13 protein-coding genes are annotated in these 14632 nt (G+C 70.1%); 1 reads left to right on the top strand and 12 read right to left on the bottom strand.

The features are described 5' to 3' along the window. Window positions 1-145: 145 nt before the first annotated feature. A complete protein-coding gene (locus RSP45_RS15010) occupies window positions 146-889 on the top strand; it encodes a sulfite exporter TauE/SafE family protein (protein WP_415392541.1) in 744 nt (247 codons plus the stop codon). Window positions 890-928: 39 nt separating this feature from the next. Here the strand turns inward: RSP45_RS15010 and RSP45_RS15005 are convergent, their stop codons facing one another. The 12 genes from RSP45_RS15005 to RSP45_RS14950 form a co-directional block, all read right to left on the bottom strand. Then, window positions 929-1942: a YeiH family protein gene (locus RSP45_RS15005; protein WP_415392540.1), complete on the bottom strand. Its 1014-nt coding sequence runs from the start codon at window positions 1940-1942 to the stop codon at window positions 929-931. Window positions 1943-2753: 811 nt separating this feature from the next. Beyond that, window positions 2754-4115 (bottom strand): FtsX-like permease family protein, encoded by a 1362-nt coding sequence (locus RSP45_RS15000; protein ID WP_415392539.1) that lies wholly within the window; start codon window positions 4113-4115, stop codon window positions 2754-2756. Next, complete coding sequence (locus RSP45_RS14995; protein WP_415392538.1) at window positions 4115-4795, bottom strand: ABC transporter ATP-binding protein; 681 nt, start codon at window positions 4793-4795, stop codon at window positions 4115-4117. Before RSP45_RS14995 ends, RSP45_RS15000 begins: the two co-directional genes overlap by 1 nt. Window positions 4796-4801: 6 nt before the next feature. After that, complete coding sequence (locus RSP45_RS14990) at window positions 4802-5257, bottom strand: hypothetical protein (protein ID WP_303729859.1); 456 nt, start codon at window positions 5255-5257, stop codon at window positions 4802-4804. 61 nt (window positions 5258-5318) lie between these two features. Beyond that, complete coding sequence (locus RSP45_RS14985) at window positions 5319-7067, bottom strand: alkaline phosphatase (protein WP_415392537.1); 1749 nt, start codon at window positions 7065-7067, stop codon at window positions 5319-5321. A 332-nt stretch (window positions 7068-7399) separates the two neighbouring features. Beyond that, window positions 7400-8092, bottom strand: coding sequence for a phosphate regulon transcriptional regulator PhoB (gene phoB, locus RSP45_RS14980; protein WP_415392536.1), 693 nt, complete (start codon window positions 8090-8092; stop codon window positions 7400-7402). Beyond that, window positions 8077-8817: a phosphate signaling complex protein PhoU gene (gene phoU / locus RSP45_RS14975; RefSeq protein WP_415394086.1), complete on the bottom strand. Its 741-nt coding sequence runs from the start codon at window positions 8815-8817 to the stop codon at window positions 8077-8079. The genes phoB and phoU overlap by 16 nt, the downstream gene beginning before the upstream one ends. Before the next feature lie 11 nt (window positions 8818-8828). Then, window positions 8829-9626, bottom strand: coding sequence for a phosphate ABC transporter ATP-binding protein PstB (gene pstB / locus RSP45_RS14970; RefSeq protein WP_415394085.1), 798 nt, complete (start codon window positions 9624-9626; stop codon window positions 8829-8831). 11 nt (window positions 9627-9637) lie between these two features. Next, the gene (pstA, locus tag RSP45_RS14965) at window positions 9638-10972 is read right to left on the bottom strand and encodes a phosphate ABC transporter permease PstA (RefSeq protein ID WP_415392535.1); all 1335 of its coding nucleotides are present in this window, start codon (window positions 10970-10972) and stop codon (window positions 9638-9640) included. Then, on the bottom strand, window positions 10969-12153 hold the full coding sequence (pstC, locus tag RSP45_RS14960) for a phosphate ABC transporter permease subunit PstC (RefSeq protein WP_073063937.1): 1185 nt from the start codon (window positions 12151-12153) through the stop codon (window positions 10969-10971). Before pstC ends, pstA begins: the two co-directional genes overlap by 4 nt. A gap of 70 nt (window positions 12154-12223) precedes the next feature. Beyond that, on the bottom strand, window positions 12224-13246 hold the full coding sequence (locus tag RSP45_RS14955; RefSeq protein WP_073063934.1) for a substrate-binding domain-containing protein: 1023 nt from the start codon (window positions 13244-13246) through the stop codon (window positions 12224-12226). A 134-nt stretch (window positions 13247-13380) separates the two neighbouring features. Continuing rightward, entirely contained in the window at window positions 13381-14406 is a 1026-nt protein-coding gene (locus tag RSP45_RS14950) for a sensor histidine kinase (RefSeq protein WP_415392534.1), read from the bottom strand. Window positions 14407-14632: the final 226 nt, after the last annotated feature.

Below are 14632 nucleotides of genomic sequence, written 5' to 3'. Positions count from 1 at the left end.
CGCAGAGGTCCCGCAACAGGCACTCCATAAGAATGTCTGTATAAACCCTTGCCCCCGCAACCCCGGCTTGCAATGCCCCCGCGGCAGCCGTCCCTTCGGGACGGCATCAGAGCCACCGCACCACCTCCAGAACAACACGGACGACATGACGCTGGATTATCTCGCGGTGCTGATGGCCGGGGCGGTGGCCGGCGGCTTCATCAACGGGCTGGCCGGGTTCGGGACGGCGCTGCTGGCGCTGGGGCTGTGGCTGCAGATCATGCCCGCGCAGCAGGCGGTGGCGGTGGTGGTGGTGATGTCGGTGGTCAGCGGCCTGCAGGGGCTGTGGGTGATCCGGCGCGAAATCCGCGCCCAGCCCGGGCGGCTGTCCCGGTTCCTGCTGCCGGGGCTGGTCGGGCTGCCGAGGGGGGTCACGCTGCTGGGCATGGTCAGCGTGCTGGCGCTGAAGCTGGCCATCGCCGGGTTCATGGTGGCCTATGGCGGCTTCTTCAGCCTGCGCCGCTCTCTGCCGCGGTTCCAGCGGCCGACGCCGGTGCTGGATGCGGGCATCGGGTTCGTGGGCGGGGTGCTGGGGGGCGCGGCCTCGCTGTCGGGGGCGCTGCCGACGATGTGGTGCGCCATGCGCCCCTGGCCCAAGGGCGAGACCCGCGCGGTGCTGCAGCCCTATAACGTTGGCATCCTGGGCGTGGCGGTGCTGCTGTTCGCCCTGCAGGGCATCTATGACCGCGAGACCTTGCTGCTGGTCGGCCTTGCCCTGCCGGGCACGCTGATCGGCGCGCAATTCGGCATCGCCCTGTTCCACAGGCTCAGCGATGCGCAATTCCGCCGGCTGCTGATCCTGGTGATGTTCGGCTCGGGACTGGCGCTGGCGCTGCGCGAGCTGGTCTGAGCGGCGCTTGCCGCCCGCGCCTGCCGGGGGACGGCAGGGTCAGATGTGCAGCAGCTCTATCGCCGCCAGCGCGAATGCCGCCAGCAGCACCGTCAACCCGCAGACCATGGCGATGGCGCCGCCGCCGACCTCGCCCAGCTTCTTCAGCGAGGTCTTCATTCCCAGCGCCGCGATGGCGATGATCAGGCACCAGCGCGACAGTTCCAGCAGCAGCGCGGTCGCCTCGGGCGGGATGACATTGGCGCTGCCGACCAGCACCAGCGCGGCAAAGCCGATGACGAAGAACGGGATCGGCAGCCCGCGGGGCTGGCCGGGCGCGCGGCCCTTGCCGAAGACCACCGACAGCCCCACCACCACCGGCACCAGCAGCGCCACCCGCAGCAGCTTGACGAAGGTGGCAGTGGCCCCGGCCTCGTCCGACACCGAATAGCCTGCGCCCACCACCTGCGCCACGTCGTGGATGGTGGCGCCGAAGAACACCCCCATCGCGTGGTCCGACAGCCCCAGCGCCGCGCCGATGATCGGGTAAAGGATCATCGCCAGCGTCGACAGCGCGGTGACGGCGATCACGGTAAAGATGGTGTCGCGCTCGTGGTTGGGGTCGGTCTTCGGCAGCACCGAGGCGATCGCCAGCGCGGCCGAGGCCCCGCAGATCGCCACCGCGCCCCCGGCCAGCAGCCCGAAGGGCAGCGACCGCCCCGACAGCCGCGCCAGCACCACCCCGCCCGCGATGGTCAGCGCCACCCCGGCCAGGATGACGAACACCACCTCGACCCCCGCCGCGGCAATCTGCTGGACGGTGATCCCCAGACCCAACAGCGCCACCCCGAAGCGCAGCAGCGCTCTCGAGGCGAACTCGATGCCCGGCTCGGTCGGCGCCCCGGGCTCGGCCAGAAAGGCAAAGGCCATGCCCAGCAGCAGCGCCATCAGCATCACCGGCGCGCCGTAATGTTCCGAAACGAACTTGGCGGCCAGCGCCACGGTCAGCGAGGACACCAGCCCCGGAAACAGCAGCCGCAGGCGGCGCGGCATGGAGGCGGCAAATTGCATCATCAGATCATCTCTTTCCGGCGGTCGTCCGTTTCGCCCGGGCACCGGGGCACCGCCGGTTACATGCCCGCATCGACGCGTTCAAGCTTGCCGGCGATGCGTCGTCCCGCGTGGGGCAGCGGGGCTGCCGGTCCGACATCGGGGCACCGCCGGCGGGATCACCCACATCGCCCGCAGCGAGCCCCGGCCCCCCGTCCCCAGACCGGGCGAGCGGCGTCGCAACCCGGCAACGCGCCAGCGCCGCACGCTAGGACGAACACCCGCGCTGCGCCACCAGCGCCGACGTATTTCCCACAACCATGCGACGAGATGCCGCCCTTGCAGGAGCGGGAACGAAGGGCAGTCGTGGGAAAAGGCGGAGGCTCCTGATCGTGCAGCCCGGCAACGGCGCCGACAGCCAGCCAAACCGACAGCAGACTGCGGGACTAACGGCAAGGCGAGAAGGAACACTCTCCACCCAACCGGCTGGCAACCGGAGATTGCCGAACGGCCAGCCCCAGCCAGCACCAGCAGCAGGGCAAGCGCCGCAGCAAAGAACGTTCGCTGGCGCTGCGCCTCCAGCCAGCGACCGCCGGTTTTCCCGTCTGCCGCGCGCATGGTGCTGGCAGCAGGCTTAACAGTGGGACTGCCGGATCCGGCGGCCGAGTTTCTCGGGAAGGGACGCCCTCTCCCTACCCGCAAGCCGGCAATCGCAGACTGCCGCGAGAGCCTGCCTCCTCAGGTTGTCGACCGCAGCTTCCGATATGCCAGCAATACCAACAGCAACTCGGCCAGTGTCCGCGGCAGCCGCAGCCCCCGACACGCCGCGTCCGCCCTACCCCCGCAGGCTGGCGACCGGGGGTTGCCGGTAGGCGAGCCAGGCGGGCAGCGCGGACAGCAGCGCCGCCAGGGCCAGCAGCAGCGCAAGCCCCGCCAGATCGCCCGCGGTCAGCGTGACCGGCAGCTGGAACCCCTGCCGCTGCGCGATCGCGGCGGACAGCAGGCGGGCGGCGATTATGCCGGCAGCAAGGCCCAGTGCGATGCCGGTGGCAGCCAGCGCGAACAGCTCGCCCCAGACCATAGCAAAGATCGCCCCGCGCGGCGCCCCCAGCGCCCGCAGCGCCCCGATCTGGCGCCGCCGCTGGCCGACATGGGTCAGCGTCACCAGCAGCAGCGCGACCGCCACCAGCGCCTGCGCCGCGGCGGCGACAGCGGCCAGCACCTGCCGCGCATCGCCGAGCGTGGCGTAAAGGCCGGTCAGCACCTCGGCCGGGAACACCGCCATCGTGCCCTCCTGCGCGCGGTAATCCTGCCGCAGCTTGTAGGCGTCGGCGATGGTGGCGGGCTTGACCAGGATGGCGGGAACGCCGGGGGCGCCGTGCCAGTCCTCACCCTCGGGCAGGGGCGCGTCGGGGTGGAAGCTGCCGTGGCCCTCGTCCTGCGCATGTTCCTGCTCAGCGGAGTCAAGGTCGCCATGGCCCTCGTCCTCGGCGAGGTGCTGCGCAGCGGCGTCGGGGTTGTCGTGGCCCGCGCTTTTCCCCGGGCGCTCCGCATTAGGGCCAAGGTCGCCATGGCCTTCGTCCTCGGCGTGGTCATGCCCGGCCGCCATGCCATGCACCCGCCACACCGACTGGATCGGCACCATGATGGCGCGGTCCCAGGGGGTGTTGGTGGGCGCGAGCCGGCCGGTGATGCGGTAGCGGACGTTCTCGTGGTCGTGGCCCAGCTCGCCGTGGGTGGGGGTGATTTCGTCGCCGGGGGCAAGGCCGGTCAGGGCGCCGGCCACGGCCTCGCCCTCGGTCGCGAACATCCGGCCCTGGGCCATGCTGGGGGCGGTTTCGGAAATCAGGCGGGCGGTGGTGCCGATCACGGGGGTGCCGTCGTGGAAATCGCCAAAGCCCACCGGCGCGGCCCAGGCGACGCGGGGGTCGTCGTGCAGCGCGGCCAGCACGTCGCCGCCCACCAGCGGCAGCGCCGCCGGCTGCAGGAAGACGGTGGAGAGGACCAGCTGCGTCTCGCTGCCCGGGGCGCCGATCACCAGCTCGAACTTGTCGGCGGCGCGGGCGCTGCCCAGCCGCAGCGCGCGTTCCTGCAGGGTGACCGCGACCCCCAGCGCCACCGCCAGCGCCACCAGCGCCACGATGACCAGCGCGCCCGCCTTCATGCGGCCCATATCGGCAAGGATGAAACGCAGCATCAGGCGGGCTCCGTCACGTCGTGGTGGACCACGCCGCCGGCCAGGGTAAGGCAGCGGGGCAGCAGCGCGATCAGCGCGGGGTCGTGCGAGACGACGATCAGCGTCGCCCCGCTGCGGCGCGCCAGCCCGACCAGCAGCGCCCCGATGGCGGCACCGTTGGCGGGGTCGAGGCTGGCGGTCGGTTCATCTGCAACGATCACCCCGGGGCGGCGCAGCAGCGCGCGGGCGACGGCGACGCGCTGCATCTCGCCGCGCGACATGGTCTCGACCTTCTGCGCGGGACGGTGCAGCCCGACCTCGGCCAACAGCCCGGCCGCGCGGGCGGCCAGCGCCCGGTCCGCCACCCGGGCCAGCCGCGCGGGCAGCAGCACATTTTCCAGCGCCGACAGCCCGGGGAACAGGTGGAAATCCTGCATCACCAGCCCGACATTGGCGCCGCGCCAGCGGTCGCGGGCGTTTTCGGGCAGGCGCGCGATGTCGGTGCCGTTCCACAGCACCTGCCCGGCGCCGGGGCGCTCCAGCCCGGTGATCACGTTGACCAGCGTCGATTTGCCGGACCCGGACGGGCCGGCAATCGCCAGCTGCCCGCCCGCGGCGACGCTCAGCCGGGGAATGCTCAGCGCCGGGGTGTCGAGGCCGGGGAACCCGACCTCGACCCCGGTCAGGGCCAGTGACAGCATCCCGGATCAGACCCTGGCGAAACGCGCGCCGCGCAGGCGCAGCTGGCTGACAAAGCCGGTCTCGGGGTCGGTCCAGGACCCGCGTTCCAGCGTGCCCCGGGCCTCGATGCGCTGGTTCGGGTCGGTGAAGGTCTGCTTGCGGTCCAGATAGACCACAAGGATATTGTCCGGCCAGTCCGCATCGGTCGAGCAGAACGGGCACAGCGCCATCGGGATCTCGGTCAGGACGAAGAACTGCGCCTCGGCCTTCAGCGGCGGGGCCATGAAGCCCTGGATGCTGACCTTGCGCCCGGTCAGCTGCTTCACCTTGTCCGAGAACTCGAGCCCCAGCGCGCTGAACGAGCTGTAAAGCTCGGCAAAGGACAGATCGGGCGAGGCCGCGGCGGCGGGGCGCAGCGCGGGCAGCGACAGCGCGGCGGCCAGCAGCGGCAGGCAGGAACGGCGGGTCAGGTTCTGGGTCATCACGGGTATCGCTTTTCAGGTTGCGGCCGCCCGGACGCCCCGGGCAGCCGCGGTCAGGGGGTCATTTCTGGTCGGTGCCCAGGGCAAGCACGTCGGCCAGCACCTTGTAGACGTCGGACTGTTCCATGTAGCCCTTGAACGCCTCGGCCCCGGGGCCCGAGGCCTGCAGCACCACATCGTCCACCGCGTGCACGGCGGTGTCGTTGTCGCGCGGCAGGTTGCCGGTGCGCAGCACCGCGCCGGGCACGTCCTTGTAGGCCTCGTTCGCGACATAGCGACCGTCGCCGTCCTGGATCGCCGGGACGAAGGGACCGTCGAGCTTGGCGCCCCAGGTCTCGTAGTAATCCGGGAAGTTCGACGAGAAGATCGCCAGCGGCCGCTTGACCTCAAGGCTGTCGGGATAGCCGTCGCCATCGGCATCGACGTAATCGGGGAAGCCCGCGTCGTCGTAGACGGCAAGTTTTTCGCGCATGTCGTCGCCGGGCTTTTCGGTGTCGATGGTGCCGATCAGCGACAGCCCGTGGGTGTGGTCGCCGGTCAGCACGACCAGCGTGTCGGGGTTCCGGGCGGCGAAGTCGCGGGCCAAGGCGACGGTGTGGTCCAGCTCGATCGTGTCCAGCACCGCGCGTTCCCAGTCCATCGGGTGGGACATCTTGTCGACCGAGGCGGCCTCGACCATCAGGAAGAACCCGTCCTCGTTGCGCGACAGCTGGTCCAGCGCGGCGGCGGTCATCTCGACCAGCCCGGGCTGGTCGGGGAACTTGTCGACCGTGCCCTTGCCCAGCTGGTTGCGGTCCAGCCAGGTGTCCATGTTGCCGGTGTGGAACAGCCCCAGCAGCCGCCCGGCGTTGGTGCCCGCGGCCAGTTCCTCGCGCGTGGTGGCGATGGCATAGCCCGCATCGCGGAACAGCTGGATATAGTCCTTGTCGTCCTTGCGCTTGGAGCCGGGCACATCGGCGTTCAGGAAATAGGCCGAGCCGCCGCCCAGCATCACCTCGGGCAGCACCTCGTGGAACATGCCGGTGATCTCGGCCTTGTCGCCGCGCCGGCGGGTGTGGGCCACCACCGCCGCCGGGGTGGCGTCCTGCAGTTCCGAGTTCGAGACGATGCCGATCGCCTTGTTGGTGGTGCGGCGCAGCGCCTCGGCGATGGTCTCGACGCGGGGGTCGTCCAGGCTGTCGGGGGTGCGGTCGGCATAGACGCCCAGCGCGTTCACCCGGCTTTTGTGCCCGGTCATGTAGGCCGAGGCGGTGTTGGCGGAATCGGTGGCGATGGAATGCGTCGAGGAGGTGCCGATGAAGGCCATGTGGTCCAGATCGTCCATCGCCAGCCGGCCGTCGGCCTTGCCGCCGGTCATCCCCCGCGACATGATCCGGGCCGAGGTGCGATGCGCCACCGACAGCCCGTCGCCGATGATGAAGATGACGTTGCGGACGCGCGGCGCCTCGGCGGTGGCATAGACCTCCCACGTCGCGGATTTCGTCTCGTCCCCGGCCCTGACCTCGACGGTGTAGCGGCCCGGCTCGGCCAGCGACAGGTCGCGCAGGATCAGCGCCGATCCCAGGGCGGCGCCGTCGGCGTCCGTTTCCTCGGCAACGAACTCGGCCGGCTGGCCGAACACCTCGGCGTAGGGCTTGCCGTTCACCGTGACCGCAATGTCGGCTTCGCCATGGGCGGCGTCGAGCTCGACCTTGAAGTCGAACGGCGATTTCGCAAGGATCGTCGCCCGGTCCAGCGGATAGATCTCGGCCGCGCCGGCGGCGCCCGCCAGGATGGTGCTGGCCGCAAGGGCGGAAACGATAGTGCGCATATGGTCCTCATCGGAGTTTCGTGCAGGGCGGCTGGCCCTGCGGCACCGTCTAGCGGGGTTGTGTGACAGCGGCGGCACGGGGGCGTGACAGTTCGGTGAAATCGGCGCTTCCCGGGTGGCAGGGGCGGTCGGAGGGCGGCCAGCAGTTCGGGGAGCCACGGCTGATGGCGGCGGCGCCGATCCCTCGGCCCCGGGCGATGCTGACGCTGCTTTTGCGGCAGCGTGAGAGCTGGTGACAATTCGTCCCCGCCGCGCGCCGCAGAAACGAAACCGGGCGGCACCGGCGCTGGGACCGATGCCGCCCGGCAAGGGGGCGGTCAGGGGGTGCCGGTTCAGCCCAGCGCGTAGCCCGCGCCGCGGACGGTGCGCAGCAGGTCGTCGCCGCCGTGCTGGCACAGCGCCTTGCGCAGCCGGCCGACATGCACGTCGACGGTGCGCGATTCGACGTGGATGTCGCGGCCCCACACCCGGTCCAGCAGCCGTTCGCGGCTGAGCACCTGCCCCGGCTTTTCCATCAGCGTGGCCAGCAGGCGGAACTCGGTCGGGCTCAGCTCGACCTCGTGGCCGGCGCGGGTGACGCGGTGGGCCTCGGCGTCCAGCCGCAGGTCCCGGAACTCGAGCACGGCACCGGCCGCGGCCGGGTGCACCCGCCGCAGGTTGGCGCGGATGCGGGCCATCAGCTCGGCCAGGGAATAGGGCTTGCCGACGTAATCGTCGGCGCCGGTTTCCAGCCCGCGCACCCGGTCGGGCACGTCCAGCCGCGCCGACAGCATGATCACCGGGATCGCGCGGGTGTCGGGGTTGGACTTGAGCCGGCGGCAGACCTCGATCCCCGACAGGTTCGGCATCATCCAGTCCAGGATCACCAGGTCGGGCGGGTTTTCCGCGACCAGCAGCATCGCCTCTTCGCCGTCGCCGGCCTCGGCCACCTGATAGCCCTCGGCCGCGAGATTATAGGCGATCACGTCGCGCTGCGCCGGCTCGTCCTCGACCAGCAGGATCAGCGGCTTCACGGCGACTGCCATGCGCCCTCCTGCTTGTGGGCGTGGGCGGCCAGGGCGGTGTGGTCGGCCTTGGGGCGTTCGTCGTCGGGCAGGTTGCCGGTCACCAGATAGATCACCTGCTCGGCGATCGAGGTCGCATGGTCCCCCATCCGCTCGATGTTCTTGGCGATGAAATGCAGGTGCATGCAGGCGGTGATGTTGCGCGGGTCCTCCATCATGTGGGTCAGGAACTCGCGAAACAGGGTGTTGTACATCTGGTCGACGTCATGGTCGCCCAGCCGCACCCGCTCGGCCAGCGCCTCGTCGCGCTGGATGAAGGCGTCGAGCGCGTTCTTCATCTGCAACCGCACCGCGTCGCCCATGCGCCGGATCGACCCCGAGGCGCCGTCGATCGCCGGCATCTGCGCCAGCACGGTGGAACGCCGCGCCAGGTTCTTGGCATAGTCGCCGCAGCGTTCCAGCGCCGCCGCGATCTTCATCGTGGCCAGCACATAGCGCAGGTCCGACGCCGTGGGCGCGCGCAGCGCGATCAGCCGCGCGGTCTCGACGTCGATCTGCTCTTCCAGCGCGTCGATGGCCTTGTCGCCGCGGCGCACCGCCTCGGCCAGATCCTCGTCGCGGGTTTCCAGCGCGCGGATCGCGTCCACCACCGCGGCCTCGACCAGCCCGCCCATGCGCGCCAGCAGCGCCTCGATGGTTTCCAGGTCACGGTCGAAGGCCGTGACGATATGCTGTCGCCTGTCCATCATGCCCTCCGTCACCCGATCCGTCCGGTAATATAGTTCTCCGTGCGCGGATCGACAGGGTTGGTAAAGACCGTCTCGGTGTCGCCGTATTCCACCAGTTCGCCAAGGTGAAAGAAAGCCGTGTGCTGGCTGACCCGCGAGGCCTGCTGCATCGAGTGGGTGACGATCACCACCGAGAACTGGTCGGCAAGCTCATGGATCAGCTCCTCGATCTGCGCCGTTGCGATGGGGTCCAGCGCGGAACAGGGCTCGTCCATCAGCAGCAATTCGGGCGAGGTGGCGATGGCGCGGGCGATGCACAGCCGCTGCTGCTGCCCGCCCGACAGCCCGGTGCCCGACTCGTGCAGCCGGTCCTTGACGTCGTTCCACAGCGCCGCCCGGCGCAGGGATCTTTCCACCACCACGTCCAGATCGGCGCGCGAGGGCGCCAGCCCGTGGATGCGGGGGCCGTAGGCTACGTTGTCGTAAATGGATTTCGGGAACGGGTTCGGCTTCTGGAACACCATCCCCACCCGCGCCCGCAGCTGCACCGGATCGACGCGCGCGTCGTGGATATCCTCGCCGTCCAGCCGGATATCTCCCAGCACCCGGCAGCCGGGGATGGTGTCGTTCATCCGATTCAGGCAACGCAGAAAGGTGGACTTGCCGCAGCCCGACGGGCCGATGAAGGCCGTCACCGCCCGGTCGGCAATGTCGATATCGACGTCGCGCAGCGCGTGGGTGGTGCCGTAATAGACCTGCACCCCCCGCGCGCTGACCTTGCCGGCCGCCTCGGCCGCCACGGATTGCGCCATCCCCATGTCGTACATCAGAGTCTCCATCACCAGCGGCGCTCGAAGCGCCGGCGCAGCAGGATCGCCGCTGCATTCATCACCAGCAGGAACCCCAGCAGCACGATGATCGCGCCCCAGGCCCGCTCGACGAAGGCCGGGTCCGCGCGCTGGGTCCAGTTGTAGATCTGCGCCGGCAGCGCCGGGGCGGGGTCGAAGAAGCCTTCGGGCGGGGCGGCGGGAAACTCGCGCACGAATGCGACCATCCCGATCAGCAGTAAGGGCGCGGTCTCGCCCAGCGCCTGCGCCAGCCCGATGATGGCGCCGGTCAGGATGCCGGGGGCGGCCAGCGGCAGCACATGGTGGAACACCGCCTGCATCCGCGACGCCCCCAACCCCAGCGCCGCATCGCGGATCGAGGGCGGCACCGCCTTCAGCGCCGCGCGGGTGGCGATGATGATGGTGGGCAGGGTCATCAGCGTCAGCACCAGCCCGCCGACGATGGGGGCCGACTGCGGCAGCCCGGCAAAGTTGATGAAGATGGCCAGCCCCAGCACCCCGAACACGATCGAGGGCACCGCCGCCAGATTGGCGATGTTCACCTCGATCAGGTCGGTCCAGCGGTTCTTCGGCGCGAACTCTTCCAGATAGATCGAGGAGGCGACGCCCAGCGGAAGCGCCAGCCCCAGCACGATCAGCATCATATAGGCCGAGCCGAGGATCGCGACGCCCAGCCCCGCCGCCTCGGGGCGCAGGTCCGAGGCATCGGGGGCGGTCAGGAAACCGGGGTTGAAGTCGCGCGACATCATCCCCCGCGCCACCATCCGGTCCGCCAGCAAAAGCTGCTGCGGGGTGACGTTGCGGTCCAGCTGCGCGCTGTCCATGGTCACGCGGCCCTTCAGGTAGCCGTCGATGCGCCCATTCGCCAGCAGCGAGACCTCGACCGTGCTGCCCACCAGTTCGGGATCGGCCAGCACCTTGTTGCGCAGCTGCGCCGGAGCTTCTTTCGAGACCATCGCGGCGATTTCCGCATCGGTCAGTTCAACCGTGATGCCGGCTTCCGCAATCGCTTGCTTCAGCGCGGCGTCGATCACCTTGCCATAGCCGATGGTGGTGACCTTGCGCATCGCCGCCGGGTCGCGGGTCCCCGAGGGGTCCAGCGCGGACTCGGCCAGCATGACGGGGATGTGGATCTGGGTCTGCCAGAACGCCCCCAGCCCCGAGGACAGCACCGAGGACAGCAGCAGCAGCAGCGCCGCCACCCCCACCAGCACCGCGCCCATGCCATAGGCGCGGAACCGCGCCTCGGCCGCGCGGCGCCGCGCGGTGCGGGGGTCGCGGGCGAACAGCGATCCCGCCCCTGCGGTTACGGGGGTCATGCTCATTCGTATTGCTCCCGATAGCGGCGCACGATGGCCAGGGCCGCCACGTTCAGCCCCAGCGTGACAAGGAACAGCGTCAGCCCCAACGCGAATGCGACCAGCGTTTCCGGGGCGGCAAAGTCGTTGTCGCCGGTCAGCTGGCTGACGATCTTGACGGTGATGGTGGTCATCGCCTCGAACGGATTGAGGCTGAGCCGCGCGGCCGCCCCTGCCCCCAGCACCACGATCATGGTCTCGCCGATGGCGCGGCTTGCTGCCAGCAGCACCGCGCCGACGATGCCGGGCAGCGCCGCGGGCAGGATCACCTGCCGGATGGTTTCCGAACGCGTGGCCCCCAGCGCGAATGCCCCGTCGCGCAGCGACTGCGGCACCTGGCTGATGATGTCGTCCGACAGCGACGACACGAAGGGGATCAGCATGATCCCCATCACCAGCCCCGCCGTCATCACCGAGGACGCGCTGTTGCCCAGCCCCAGGGGCTGCGCCAGCCAGTCGCGCAGCAGCGGCCCGACGGTTATCAGCGCGAACAGCCCGTAGACGATGGTCGGGATCCCGGCGAGGATTTCCAGCGCCGGCTTGACCACCGCCCGCATCCGCCGCCCGGCGTATTCCGACATGTAGATCGCCGCGAACAGCCCCACCGGCACGGCGAATGCCAGCGCGATCAGGCTGATATACAGCGTCCCCCACAGCAGCGGCAGGATGCCCAGCTGCGAGCGTCCCTGGAACTGCGGCGCCCAGGTGGCCGAGAAGAAGAACTCGCGCCAGTCGTAAAGGGAAAAGAAATGCCGCGTCTCGAACAGCATCGACAGCACGATGCCCGCGGTGGTGGCGATGGCGATGGTCGAGGCGAGGATCAGCACCGCCATCATCCCGCGCTCGACCGCGTTGCGGGCGCGGAAATCGGGGGTGTTGCGGCGCAGCGCCCAGACCAGCGCCGCCAGCGCCAGGGCCAGCGCCGCGGCGGCGGCGAGCGGCCCGGCCTGCCCGGCCAGCAACAGCAGCAGATACAGCAGCAGCGCCGGGCCCAGCGTCAGCTGCACCGCCGCCCAGCCGTAATGCGCCGGCAGCGAATGCAGGGCGCGGTGGTCGCCCGCGGCCGCGGACAGCACCCGCGCGCGGCCAAGGACATAGGCAGCGCCGGCCAGCGCCAGCACCGCGGTGACAAGCCAGAATGGGGACACGGGGACCTCCGGTCGGCAGGGCTCGGCGATCCGGCATGACGCCGGATCGCCCTGGTTTCGGCCTTGGGGATCAGTCCAGCGTGGTCTCGTCCGCGACCACGGCCTGCGCTTTCGCCAGCTCGGGGTCGGGCACCAGCCCGTATTCGGCCAGCGGGCCGCCGGCACCGGCGATCTCGTCCGAGACGAACAGCTCGGCGTAGTCCTTCAGCCCGGGGATCACGCCGATATGGGCCTTCTTGACGTAGAAGAACAGCGGCCGCGACACCGGGTATTCGCCCGAGGCGATGGTCTCGGTCGAGGGCGTGACCCCGTTCATCGTGGCGACCTGCAGCTTGGAGGCGTTGTTTTCGTAGAAGGACAGGCCAAAGACGCCGATGCCTTCCTTGTTGCTGTCGATGCGCGACAGGGTCTCGGTATAGTCGCCGTCGATCTCGACCGCGCGGCCGTCGGTGCGCAGGGTGGTGCAGGTCTTGGCGGCGTCGTCGCCGACCAGCGCGGCCAGCGCCTCTTCGGCGCCGCTGTCCTTGCAGCCGCGCTCGATCACGTTCAGGTCGAAGACCTCGCGGGTGCCGTGCTTGGTGCCGGGGATGAAGGCCATGATCGGCTGCGCCGGCAGTTCCGGGTTCACCTGGTCCCAGCTGGTGGCGGGGTTCGCGACCAGCTTGCCGTCCACGATCACCTGCGCGGCCAGCGCCTTGTACCAGTCGGCCGGGGTAAAGGCGAAAGCGTTGCCGCCGATATCCGAGGCAAAGACGATGCCGTCATAGCCGAACTGCACCTCGATGATGTCGGTAACGCCGGCGGCCGCGCAGGCCTCGATCTCGCTGTCCTTGATGCGGCGCGAGGCGTTGGCAATGTCGACGGTGTTTTCGCCCACGCCTTCGCAGAACTTCTTGAGCCCCGCCGAGGAGCCGCCGGATTCGACGACCGGGGTCGGAAAGCCGGCGCTTTCGCCGAAGATCTCGGCGACGATGGTGGCATAGGGCAGCACGGTGGACGACCCCGCCACCTGCACCTGGTCGCGGGCGGCGGCAGCGCCGGCCGACACGGCCAGAATGGCAAGGATCGAGGCAGTCTGTCTGATGCAGGACATACGGTTTTCCTGTTCGTATCACGCACGACCGTCGGGGTGACGGTCGATGCGGGCAGGTCTACCGCCGGGGCGCAACGGTTTGACGACGGTTCTGTAACGGTTTGATGAAGATTGCAGCCGCAGCAAAAGCCGCGTCAGGCGGTCGGCAGGAACACCGAAACCGTGGTGCCGCGGCCGCGTTCGCTGGCGATGGCCAGCCGGCCGCGGTGGCGGTTGACGATATGCTTGACGATGGCCAGCCCCAGCCCGGTGCCGCCCTGCCCGCGCGAGCGCGAGCGGTCCACGCGATAGAACCGCTCGGTCAGCCGCGGCAGGTGCTGGGGCTCGATCCCCTCGCCCTGGTCGACCACGTCGATGCGCAGCATCTCCTCGGCCTGCTCGGGGTGGACCCTGACGGTGACCTGCCGGCCCAGCGTGTCGTATTTGACCGCATTCTCGATCAGGTTCTGCAGCACCTGCGTCAGCTGGTCGGCATCGGCGGGAATCGGGGGAAGGCCCGGGGTCGCCGCCAGTTCCAGCGCCACCCCGGCCGCCTCGGCCTGCGGGCGCAGGGTGTCGGTGACGGCGCGGGCCAGCTCGGCCACGTCCACTTGGGTGGTGGGGCGGCGGCGTTCCTCGGCCTCGGTCCGCGACAGCGACAGCAGGTCGCGCACCAGCCGCGCCATGCGCTGCGCCTCGTGCTGCATGGCGGTCAGGAAGCGTTCGCGCGCCGCCGGGTCGTCGCGGGCCGCGCCCTTGAGCGTGTCGATGATGCTGACCAGCGTGGTCAGCGGACTGCGCAGCTCGTGGCTGACATTGGCCACGAAATCGCGGCGGAAGGCGCCGATAAGTTCCTGTTCGGTCACGTCCTGAAAGGCGCAGAGCGCCTCGGGGCGGCCGGCGTTCGACAGCGGGGTGACGGTGACCAGCCAGGTGACGGTGGCCGAGGGGCCGATGACCTCGTAGGGCGCCTGCCCGGGGACGCCCTCGCGCAGCGCCGCGCCGATGGCGGCCAGCAGCGCGGGCTGGCGCAGGCCGATGGCGTAGTGCCGGCCGATCTGCCCCTCGCCCAGCAGCGCCCGGCCTGCGGCGTTGGCGGTGGTGATCTGTTCCCGCGCCCCGATCAGCACCATCGGCAGCGGCACGGCGGCGAGGATGTCGTCAAGCTGTCGTCCGTCCACCCTTGCCCCCTGCGGCCGCACCGCCCGAGCCTGCCCGCCCCGGCACCGTCGAGGGGATATCTATCCGCTGGACGCCGCCTTCGCCACCGGCGTCGTGGTTCGCGACGCTTGCGCGGCAGAGAGGGGCCGGGGCGGAGGCCTATCATTTCCACCCGAACCACCTGTCCAACCCGGACGACGCGCCGCACCGCCGGCAGGTCGAACCCGCCTGCCCCTTGCCCGCCGC

Source organism: Paracoccus sp. SJTW-4 (assembly GCF_047716885.1).
GTDB lineage: Bacteria > Pseudomonadota > Alphaproteobacteria > Rhodobacterales > Rhodobacteraceae > Paracoccus > Paracoccus solventivorans.
Note: the sequence above shows the minus strand (reverse complement) of the source record. Positions and strands in the feature narration are given on the sequence as shown.

Excerpts from the sequence above, each read along its gene's own strand:
- RSP45_RS15010 (WP_415392541.1), top strand. The coding sequence starts at position 146 with ATGACGCTGGATTATCTCGCGGTGCTGATGGCCGGGGCGGTGGCCGGC.
- RSP45_RS15005 (WP_415392540.1), bottom strand. The coding sequence starts at position 1,942 with ATGATGCAATTTGCCGCCTCCATGCCGCGCCGCCTGCGGCTGCTGTTT.
- RSP45_RS15000 (WP_415392539.1), bottom strand. The coding sequence starts at position 4,115 with ATGCTGCGTTTCATCCTTGCCGATATGGGCCGCATGAAGGCGGGCGCG.
- RSP45_RS14995 (WP_415392538.1), bottom strand. The coding sequence starts at position 4,795 with ATGCTGTCACTGGCCCTGACCGGGGTCGAGGTCGGGTTCCCCGGCCTC.
- RSP45_RS14990 (WP_303729859.1), bottom strand. The coding sequence starts at position 5,257 with ATGACCCAGAACCTGACCCGCCGTTCCTGCCTGCCGCTGCTGGCCGCC.
- RSP45_RS14985 (WP_415392537.1), bottom strand. The coding sequence starts at position 7,067 with ATGCGCACTATCGTTTCCGCCCTTGCGGCCAGCACCATCCTGGCGGGC.
- phoB (WP_415392536.1), bottom strand. The coding sequence starts at position 8,092 with ATGGCAGTCGCCGTGAAGCCGCTGATCCTGCTGGTCGAGGACGAGCCG.
- phoU (WP_415394086.1), bottom strand. The coding sequence starts at position 8,817 with ATGGACAGGCGACAGCATATCGTCACGGCCTTCGACCGTGACCTGGAA.
- pstB (WP_415394085.1), bottom strand. The coding sequence starts at position 9,626 with ATGTACGACATGGGGATGGCGCAATCCGTGGCGGCCGAGGCGGCCGGC.
- pstA (WP_415392535.1), bottom strand. The coding sequence starts at position 10,972 with ATGAGCATGACCCCCGTAACCGCAGGGGCGGGATCGCTGTTCGCCCGC.
- RSP45_RS14955 (WP_073063934.1), bottom strand. The coding sequence starts at position 13,246 with ATGTCCTGCATCAGACAGACTGCCTCGATCCTTGCCATTCTGGCCGTG.